We start from the raw sequence: 8,092 nt of genomic DNA, 5'->3' as shown, positions 1-8,092 counted from the left end.
TAAGGAGGGGGTTCTGGTTTATCCGTGCTTTTATGAACTTTGGCTCGGCAATTCGTATTACTCCGCCTCGCGCGGGGGCAAGAGGTCGTCCACAGCAATCACTGCCTCGGGCTGCGCCACAGGCGCAATCGCCTCGCCCGACCGATAGACCGCCTGCTGCTGATAGCCGTAGCCGTAAGCGCGCCCTGCCATCGGCGCAGGCTCGCGAAACACCTCCAACACGCCCTCCACAAGGTTCACAATCCAGTATTCGGGGATGCCTGCCCACGCATAGAGGCTGGCTTTCGTATGGCGGTCTAAGCGCAGCGTCGCCTCGCTGACTTCCACCACCAGCACGGCGCGGGTAGGATGCGCACGGGCAAAGTCGCGGATGCTGCCTTCCACCACAGCGACATCGGGCAGCGGCTGGTCGCGCTCGCTGAGCGCCAACGGCAACTGCCCGCGAACCACATAGCCTTGACTAAATGCTTGCCGTAATGCCTCTTCACACAAGCTAATCGCAGTGGCGTGTGCGCTTTTCATGGGCAGCTCCTTTGGGATAAGTTCGCCGCCGATGAGTTCGATCTTCTCATCGGGGCGCAGGATGCCCGCGTCGTACATCCGCTCCAGTTCAGCGCGGGTGAAGGGGCGTGGAGATTGTCCACGCGCGGTAGGCTTCGGGCGCGACAGCACTTTCGCCATAGCCACAGTATACCCCCAAAGAGGCGTGCTTAAATAGAAAACGCCCGAGGCGTTGGCTCTGCCCTTTTCGGAGCCGCCTTCCCACAGAGCGTCGCTTCGAAGCTTCGGAGCCTTGACCGACGTTGCCGCCGATCCGAAGGCGTCCTATCACTCCTCGAGTGGGCGCGTCTGGTTCCGAGCGTTCCTATCCGCTGCTTGCGGTCGCCTTTGCTGGGGCGCAGGCTTCCGCATAACTCCTCGCGCGCCTTACGCAGGCTGCTTGCGCAGCGTTGCGGATACAGACTGCGCGAGGTTCCCAGCGGCAGGGACATCGCCTCTGCACTCGGGCTACGCCGTCGGGTTTCCCCAACGACGCTTATAATATACCACATCGCCGCCCCGTTTGTCAAGAGGTTAAGGGGGTGTTAAGGCGAATTTCGGCAAAATCCCGTAAAACTACGGGGTATATTGGTCATCCAGCCCATCAAAACATCTGTCGCAGATACTGGCTGAGGCTGAAGCCAGGCACGATGTCCGCCCCGACGAGGCACTTAACCAGATACCACAGCGCGAATGCGCTCAGCGACAGCAGCGTCAGAAACACCGCAAGCGCGACGCCCCCGACGAGTTTGGCTGTGCCCTCGCGCACGGCTTGCCGACGCTCGTACAACACCTCGCGCGACTCGCGCCGCCGATCGGGTCCCAGCAGGAACACGAAGTAGAACTGCGTGAAGTAGAGGGGGATGACCCCGCGGATGTCGAGCCAGTGGCGCTTTGGTGCGGTGTGGAACGCCTGCCGTATTGCGCGGTACTGGTCGGGGGTGAGGCTGCGCAGCGTCTCTGGCGGGATAGCTTCCCACAGGTGCTGCGTCAGCACATCGCGTTCGGGTTCGGGTTCGGCGGCACCCCTGAAGGCGTCTTCCAGCGTCGTGCGTGGCTCCTGACGGTTGCGTACCTGCGCCATCAGGGGGTAGTATCGGCGCAAGCAGGCGGTTTCTGCAGGCACTCGATGACGATGCGTCGCTCGGCGTCGCCCGTCGGAATGAGGCGCACACCCCATAGATGCGCGACAGGCAGCGACTCGCCCCAGAGTTCAAGCCGCTCCGCCCACTCAATCGCGGCGACGCCACTGCGCTCGAAGATCTCGTCCAGCCCCAGCGTGTGCAACTGCGCGGCGGTCTCGATGCGGTACAGGTCGATGTGAAACAGCGGCAGCCCGCGCAGGGTAGGGGGCTGTTGAATCGTATATTCGTGCGTGAGGGTGAAGGTCGGACTGCGCACAGGTTCCGTGATGCCCAGCCCGCGCGCCAGCCCGCGCACAAAAGTCGTCTTGCCTGCGCCAAGGTCGCCCCGCAGAAGGATTGCCGTGTCGGGCGCAAGCGTGCCCGCCCACTGCGCCGCGAACGCCTCCGTCGACGCAGGGCTGTCCGAAACAAACTCAGTCGAGGTCATCCTCGTAGCGCTCAAAGCGAATCAGCAGCACCTGCGGGTCAATCGGCAGGTTATGCTCGTGTATCAGTTGCAGGATGCGCATGTTGGTCTGCGCGACGACTTCGGACATCTCGCGGTTCATCTGCTCGATGCGCTCCAGCAGGCGCAGGATGATTTCGACGCCTGCGAGGTTCACGCCCATCTGTTGGGTCAGGCGTTGGATGCGGCGCAGGCGGGCGATGTCCGCTTCCGAGTAGAGACGCTTGCTGTTGCCCACGCGGTGCGGCTGCACCAGCCCCAGCCGCTCGTACAGGCGCAGCGTCTGCGGGTGCAGTCCGCACATGCGCGCCGCGACGCTAATCAGGTACACCGGCTCGTCCGAAGGCGTCTTCTTGTCCTTCATACCTTCACCTCCTGTGCCGCGCGGAGACGGCGCAACTCTTCGAGCAGTTCGCGCTCGCGGGTGCTAAGGTGCTTAGGCACGATGATGCGCGCGCGGGCGTACAGGTCGCCGATAGTGCCCTTGCCCAGCGGCAGCCCTTTGCCTGTGAGGCGGAAGCGCGCCCCGCTCTGCGTGCCTGCGGGGACGCGCATCTTGACCGTGCCGTGCGGCGTTTCCACCTGCACCTCGCCGCCCAGAATCGCCGTCAGGTAGTCGATGTCCACTTCGGTGTAGAGGTCGTCGCCTTTGCGTTCGAAGCGCGGGTCGGGCGCGAGTTTGATGCGCAGATAAAGGTCGCCGCGCTGTCCGTTCGCGCCTGCCGCGCCCTCGCCCGTCAGGCGCAGGCGCTGCCCCTCGGCGATGCCTGCGGGGATGTTGACCGTGAGGGTGCGCGTGCGCATCACGGCGCCTGTGCCGCGACAAGTCGGGCACGGCGCGCCGACGACGCCTGTGCCGTCGCACTCGTCGCAGTGCATCTCCAGCCCGAACATGCCGAACCGTCGGCGTCCCGTGCCGCCGCACGCGCGGCAGGTTTGCCGTCGGTTCGGCGCGACGCCTGTGCCGTTGCACGCACTGCACGGCTCCTCCACACTGACCTGAATCGTGCGGGTTGCGCCGCGAATGGCGTCCTGCAGGCTAATCTCAAGCGTTTGCTCGATGTCGCGCGGGGCGCGTTGCACGCGCAGCCCGCCGCCGAAGCCTCCCCCACGCAGCAGATTCTCGATGAATTCGCCGAAGTCGCCGAAGCCCCCAAACGGCGACTCGAACCCGCCTGGCTGGAAGTTCTCGCCGTACTGCTCGCGCATGCGCTGATAGGCTTGCCACTGCTCGCCGTAGCGGTCATATGCTGCGCGCTTTTCAGGGTCGGACAGTACTTGGTACGCTTCGTTGATCTCTTTGAACTTCTCTTCGGCGGCTTTGTCGCCGGGGTTGACATCGGGGTGATACTTGCGCGCGAGTTTGCGGTACGCCGCCTTGATTTCCTTCTCGTCGGCGTCCCGCGAGACGCCCAGAACCTGGTAGTAGTCCTTGAAGTCGCGCATCGGTTTCACCCCCTACAGGGGCGCGGCGGGGTCGCCGCCGCGCCATAGGCGTTTACTTCTCCTCGCGGTACTCGGCGTCGATCACATCGTCGCCGCTTGTGCCGCTGGTCGCGCCTGCGGTTGCGCCTGTGTCGCTGGCGTAGCCTGCCGTGCGCTGCTGGTAGAGTTGCTCCGTGATGCGGTAGGTCAGGCTCTCCAGTTCGCTCATCAGGCTGATGGCGCGTTCGGCGTTCTGCTGCTGAATCGCCTCGCGGATGTCGCGGATGAGCGTCTCAGCGCGTTCGCGGTCGCTTGCGCTAATCGCCTCGCCCTGCTCCTTGAGCAGTCGCTCGGTATCGATAGCGAGCCGTTCGGCGCGGTTGAGTTGCTCGGCTTGCTCGCGCAGTTGGCGGTCGCGTTCGGCGTTCGCCTCCGCTTCGCGCACCATGCGCTCCACCTCCTCGCGCGTGAGGTTCGTCGAGCCTGTGATGCGGATGCTCTGCTGGCGTCCCGTGCCGAGGTCTTTCGCCGAGACCTGCAGGATGCCGTTGGCGTCGATGTCGAAGGTCACCTCGATTTGCGGCACGCCTGCAGGCGCGGGCGGAATGCCGTCCAAGTGGAACACGCCGAGCAGTTTGTTGTCGCGCGCCATCGGTCGCTCGCCTTGATAGACGCGCACCTCCACGCTGGTCTGCCCATCGGCGGCGGTGGTGAAGATTTCGCTCTTGCGCGTCGGAATGGTCGTGTTGCGCGGGATCAGCACGGTGAAGATGCCGCCCTTGGTCTCGATGCCCAGCGAGAGCGGGGTGACATCCAGCAGCACGATGTCCTTGACCTCGCCCGACAGCACGCCCGCCTGAATCGCCGCGCCGATGGCGACCACCTCGTCGGGGTTGACGCCCTTATGCGGCTCCTTGCCCGTGATCTGGCGCACCATCTCCTGCACTTTGGGGATGCGCGTCGAGCCGCCCACCAGCACCACCTCGTCGACATCGCTCGGCTTGAGACCAGCGTCCTCCAACGCGCGGAAGATGGGTCCCTTGAGCCGCTCGAACAGGTCGGCGCACAGGTCTTCGAACTTCGCGCGGGTGAGCGTCATATCGAGGTGCTTGGGTCCGCTCGCGTCTGCCGTGATGAACGGCAAGTTGATCGTGGTGGTCGTCACGGTGGAGAGTTCGATTTTGGCGCGTTCGGCGGCTTCCTTGAGGCGTTGCAGCGCCTGGCGGTCTTGGCGCAGGTCGATGCCGTGCTCTTTCTTGAACTCGTCGGCGAGGTAATCGACGATGCGCTGGTCGAAGTCGTCGCCGCCAAGGTGCGTATCGCCCGAAGTGGACTTCACCTCGAACACGCCGTCGCCGACTTCCAGAATCGAGACATCGAAGGTGCCGCCGCCGAGGTCGAACACGAGGATGGTCTCGTTGCTCTTCTTGTCCAGTCCGTAGGCGAGCGCGGCGGCGGTCGGCTCGTTGATGATGCGCAGCACCTTCAGCCCCGCGATTTCGCCCGCGTTTTTGGTGGCGGTGCGCTGCGCGTCGTTGAAGTAGGCGGGCACGGTAATCACCGCCGCGTCCACCTTTTCGCCCAAGTAGGCTTCGGCGTCCGCCTTGAGTTTCTGCAGCACCATCGCCGAGATCTCTTCGGGGCGCAGCGTCTTATCGAGCGCGGGGATCTGCACTGCCGCGTCGCCCTTGCTGTCGGCGACCACCTTGTAGGGCACGCGCTTGCGCTCTTCCTCCACCTCGTCGTAGCGTCGCCCGATGAAGCGTTTGATGGAGAAAATCGTGTTTTCGGGGTTCACGACGGCTTGGCGCTTGGCAGGCGCGCCCACCAGCCGCTCGCCCGTCTTGGTGAAGCCCACCACCGACGGGCACAGGCGACCGCCCTCCGCCGTCGGAATCACCACAGGCTCGCCGCCCTCCAGCACGGCAATCACCGAGTTCGTCGTCCCTAAGTCAATCCCAACAACCTTACCCATAGTCAGTGCCTCCTATCGTCATTTTCGTGCGCTGCGGAAAGTTTCCACAGCCTTCGATACCTCACGCGCGGGGGAAAAGTTCCCGTTTTCTGAGCGTATGCATTATACCTGACTTGAGTGCATTATTGTCAAGTAGTGGCACGGATACACGCGAACTCATTTGGCGAAGCCGATTCGGGGGCTTTTGTGGGGTTGTGGTTCCCGCGTTTGTTGAACACCCACAGCAGTTCGCGTCTCTTAACACACTGCCAAAAACGTGGGGCGCACAATTCTGCCATTCTGGTTCTGCCCGTCGGAGCCGCGCCCCAGCGTATGGGAGCAGGATCAGTTCAGCACGGGCGACCCCAGCTATCGCGGCGCGGGCACTTCCTACGCTTATAAGTCGCGCCTGACGACCGACTGCCCGCCGAACACGCCCGCGAACTGTCGCGGCAACTTGGCAGGCGTGTCGCAAGCCGCCATCGATAACCCTGCAGGAGTCTGGCTCTTCTGGGACGCCGACTCGGACTACAGCCGCCACACCGACAAATCTCGCGGCGGCTGGCGCGGCGCGCCTGACTGTCGCTGGGAGGGCGTCACCAAAGGTCAGATGGCTGCCTACGCCGATGGGCACGCCAAACTAACGATAGGCATTCCGCGCCCGCAGTGGTACGAGAACATGGCGCTGGATGGCAAAGTCTATGTGCCGTTCCAAGGCTGTCCGTAGCCGATAACACGGGAACGCCCAACGCCGCGCGTTCCCCCGCGCCTAAAACCCTACTATTTGCGCGCTGTCCACACCCTCTAACTGCCGAATCTGCGCGAACGCTTCGGGCGGAATCGGGTTATCCACCTGCAGAATCATCACCGCGCGCCCGCCCATCGACTCGCGCCCCACATGCATCCCCGCGATGTTCACCTGATAGTTGCCCAGCAGCGTGCCCACACGCCCGATGATGCCCGGGCGATCCTGGTGTTCCGTCAACAGCAGGATGCCTTCGGGGCGGATGTCCACGAACAGGTCGTTCAGGTGCGTGATGCGCAGGTCGGCGCGCCCGAAGACCGTGCCCGTGAGTTTCTGCGCGCCGCTTTGCGTGTACGCGGTGAGCGTGAGTGTGTCAGGGTAGAGTTCCGTTTCGGGGCGCACGCTCCACTCCAGTTGCACCCCGCGCTGCTGGGCAATCAGCGGCGCGTTCACCAAGTTCACGGGCGTATCCGTCGTGCGCTGGAGGAGTCCTGCGAGCGCGGCGCGCGCAACCAGGTCCAACGGAAGGTCGCCCCACTCGCCCGAGAAGACCGCGTGCAGGCGTTCAATCGGCGTATCGGCGAGCTGGCTGTGCAGGATGCCCATGCGCTTTGCCAGCTCCAGATACGGCTCCACCCGCGCCATCAGCTCAGCAGGAATCGGCGGTAGGTTCACGGGGCTGCGTGGCGCGCCGCCCTGTAGCACCGCCACAATCTGCTCCGCCACATCGACGGCGACCTTCACCTGCGCCTCGACGGTGGACGCGCCCAAGTGCGGGGTCAGCACATTCTGCGGCTGGTGCAAGAGCTTCAGGTCAGGCGGCGGCGGTTCGGTGGGGAACACATCGAGCGCCGCGCCCGCCACATGCCCCGACTCGATGAATTCTGCAAGCGCCTCGGCGTCAATTAGCTCGCCCCGTGCGCAGTTGATGATGCGCACGCCAGGCTTAGTGAGCGCGAGCCGCTCGCGGTTGAGCAAGCCGCGCGTTTCGGGGGTCAGCGGCGCGTGCAGGGTGATGAAGTCGCTCTCGCGCAGCAGTGTCTCCAGTGTGGCAGGCTCCGCGCCCAGTTGACGCATATGCGCGTCGGGCACGAAGGGGTCATAGGCGACGATGCGCATGCCGAACGCGCGGGCGCGCCGCGCCACCTCGCGCCCGATCTTGCCCATGCCGATAATCCCCAGCGTCTTGCGCGAGAGTTCAACGCCTGTGAACTGCGTGCGTTTCCACTCGCCCGCGCGCAGCGAGCGGTCTGCCTGCGGGATGTAGCGCGCCAGCGCGAGCAGGTGCGCCATCGTGAGTTCCGCAGCGGCGATGGTGTTGCCCTCAGGCGAGTTGACCACCACGATACCGCGCTGTGTGGCGGCGTCCACATCGATGTTGTCCACGCCGACGCCCGCGCGCCCGATGACCTTCAGGCGCACGCCCCGCGCAATCACTTCTGCGTCCACCCGCGTCTGCGAGCGCACCATTAGCGCGTCGTACTCGCCGATACACTCCAGCAGCGCCTCACGCGGTAGGTTCGGACGGTAGTCCACCGCCGCCGCTTGGCGCAAGACCGCCAAGCCCTCTTCCGCCACCGAATCGCTCACCAGCACGCGCATTATTCGAGAGTGTACCTCATGGGGTATACTCATGCCTGCAGGCTTGTTGCACGAGGGTATTCGGGCAAGCGGAAGCGTGGCTCTGCCCCCCTCCCTAAAGGTTCTGATAAGGGTACAGCACTTGGGTTCGCTGCGTGGGGAACAGACGCGCTTTTTTCGCCCTCACCCCCAGCCCCTCTCCCACGCTGTGGGAGAGGGGAGCCGCGCGCTGACCTGTTTGGAGTGCTGAAGCGTTA

Annotated in this window: 8 protein-coding genes; 1 reads left to right on the top strand and 7 read right to left on the bottom strand. The window is 64.4% G+C overall.

What is annotated here, in order from left to right:
- Positions 1-57 precede the first annotated feature (57 nt).
- The 6 genes from NW838_RS03930 to dnaK all read right to left on the bottom strand — a co-directional run bounded on the left by NW838_RS03930 (position 58) and on the right by dnaK (position 5,530).
- Positions 58-600, bottom strand: coding sequence for a Uma2 family endonuclease (locus tag NW838_RS03930; protein WP_414427533.1), 543 nt, complete (start codon positions 598-600; stop codon positions 58-60).
- A gap of 544 nt (positions 601-1,144) precedes the next feature.
- Positions 1,145-1,645 carry a hypothetical protein gene (locus tag NW838_RS03925; protein ID WP_414427532.1) on the bottom strand — a complete coding sequence of 167 codons (501 nt, stop codon included), beginning with the start codon at positions 1,643-1,645 and terminating at the stop codon, positions 1,145-1,147.
- Entirely contained in the window at positions 1,624-2,112 is a 489-nt protein-coding gene (tsaE, locus tag NW838_RS03920; protein WP_414427531.1) for a tRNA (adenosine(37)-N6)-threonylcarbamoyltransferase complex ATPase subunit type 1 TsaE, read from the bottom strand. Before tsaE ends, NW838_RS03925 begins: the two co-directional genes overlap by 22 nt.
- Positions 2,099-2,494, bottom strand: coding sequence for a heat shock protein transcriptional repressor HspR (locus tag NW838_RS03915; protein WP_414419122.1), 396 nt, complete (start codon positions 2,492-2,494; stop codon positions 2,099-2,101). The genes tsaE and NW838_RS03915 overlap by 14 nt, the downstream gene beginning before the upstream one ends.
- Positions 2,491-3,576 (bottom strand): molecular chaperone DnaJ, encoded by a 1,086-nt coding sequence (gene dnaJ, locus NW838_RS03910; protein ID WP_414427530.1) that lies wholly within the window; start codon positions 3,574-3,576, stop codon positions 2,491-2,493. The genes NW838_RS03915 and dnaJ overlap by 4 nt, the downstream gene beginning before the upstream one ends.
- A gap of 52 nt (positions 3,577-3,628) precedes the next feature.
- Entirely contained in the window at positions 3,629-5,530 is a 1,902-nt protein-coding gene (dnaK, locus tag NW838_RS03905; protein WP_414427529.1) for a molecular chaperone DnaK, read from the bottom strand.
- A gap of 256 nt (positions 5,531-5,786) precedes the next feature.
- On the opposite strand from dnaK, the gene NW838_RS03900 reads away from it, so the two are divergent.
- Complete coding sequence (locus tag NW838_RS03900; protein ID WP_414427528.1) at positions 5,787-6,236, top strand: hypothetical protein; 450 nt, start codon at positions 5,787-5,789, stop codon at positions 6,234-6,236.
- Between the two features lie 42 nt (positions 6,237-6,278).
- Here the strand turns inward: NW838_RS03900 and serA are convergent, their stop codons facing one another.
- The gene (gene serA, locus NW838_RS03895; RefSeq protein WP_414427527.1) at positions 6,279-7,856 is read right to left on the bottom strand and encodes a phosphoglycerate dehydrogenase; all 1,578 of its coding nucleotides are present in this window, start codon (positions 7,854-7,856) and stop codon (positions 6,279-6,281) included.
- Positions 7,857-8,092 lie beyond the last annotated feature (236 nt).

The organism is Synechococcus sp. R55.2 (assembly GCF_047462075.1).
GTDB lineage: Bacteria > Cyanobacteriota > Cyanobacteriia > Thermostichales > Thermostichaceae > Thermostichus.
This window is presented reverse-complemented; position numbering and strand designations above follow the sequence as displayed.